Raw genomic sequence first — 1,042 nt, forward strand, 5'->3', positions numbered from 1 at the left:
TCGGGGACCACGATGATGTAGCCGTAGCGGTCGGCGGCGGTGACGTAGTCGTGGCCGTTGCCGTTGAAGATGCCGCTGGCCGAGCCGCTGCAGTAGTGGACCAGGACCAGCAGGGCGGGGCGGGCGGCGACCCGGTCGGGCACGTAGAGGTACATGTTCAGGTTGGTCGGGTTGGTGCCGAACCCGGTGATCCGGGTGAGTGAGGCGGCCGCGGCGGGCCGGGCGGCCAGCAGCATGCCGACCAGCACCAGGGGCAACGACACGGCGGCCAGCAGGGATCTGAGCCTTCGTCTCACGGAAGGTCCTTTCGTCGGTGAGGGGGGTGACCCGTCGTCGCGGCGTCCGGGCCGCGATGCGGGAGGCCGGGCGCCGCTCGTCACCGCGTGCGCGTGGTCACGGCCGGGGCAGGTCAGGCGGGCGGAGAGGGAACCGCTGCATGAGGGCCTGGGGCGGCGTCGCCGCGGACCCGCTCGGGGCGGGCCTTCGCCGGGGCGGCCGATCCGGCCGCCCCGGCGTCGTCTTCGGTCAGACGCGGGTCCAGCGCTGGTTGGCCTGCCCGTTGCAGGACCAGATCTGGAGCTTCACACCGTTGGCGGTTGAGTAGTTCGGCGCGTCGAGGCACTTGTTGGCCCCGACGGCGGTGATGCTCCCGTCACTGTTGAAGCGCCACTTCTGGTTGTTCTGTCCGTTGCAGTCCCAGATCTGCACCGCGGCGCCGTCGGCGGTGCTCATGTTGGCCACGTCGAGGCACTTGTTGCCGTACACCCGCAGTTCGCCGGAGCTGGTCGCGGTCCAGCTCTGGTTGGGCTGTCCGTTGCAGTCCCAGATCTGCACCTGGGTGCCGCTGGTCTGCGAGGCGTTGGGGACGTCCACACACCTGCCCGACGCGACTCCCTTGATCGCACCGGTGGACGAGGGGGGCACGCTCGGGCTGGAGCTGGGGCTGACACTGGGGCTCGGGCTGGATCCCTGGCCCAGGCTGCCCGGCACCGACTGGAGGGCGGCGTACCAGGCGGCGGCCATCTTGTCGTAGCCGCCGGCG

At 71.1% G+C, this 1,042-nt stretch carries 1 protein-coding gene and 1 pseudogene; both read right to left on the reverse strand.

Annotated features, from left to right (window positions below):
* Window positions 1-296: pseudogene (locus tag F5972_RS36800) on the reverse strand (PHB depolymerase family esterase); the annotation flags it as partial.
* A 229-nt stretch (window positions 297-525) separates the two neighbouring features.
* A partial coding sequence (locus tag F5972_RS36805) for an RICIN domain-containing protein (RefSeq protein ID WP_150940777.1) occupies window positions 526-1,042 on the reverse strand: 517 nt, incomplete at its 5' end.

The sequence above is a fragment of the Microbispora cellulosiformans genome, from assembly GCF_008728085.1.
GTDB classification, from domain to species: Bacteria; Actinomycetota; Actinomycetes; order Streptosporangiales; family Streptosporangiaceae; genus Microbispora; species Microbispora amethystogenes.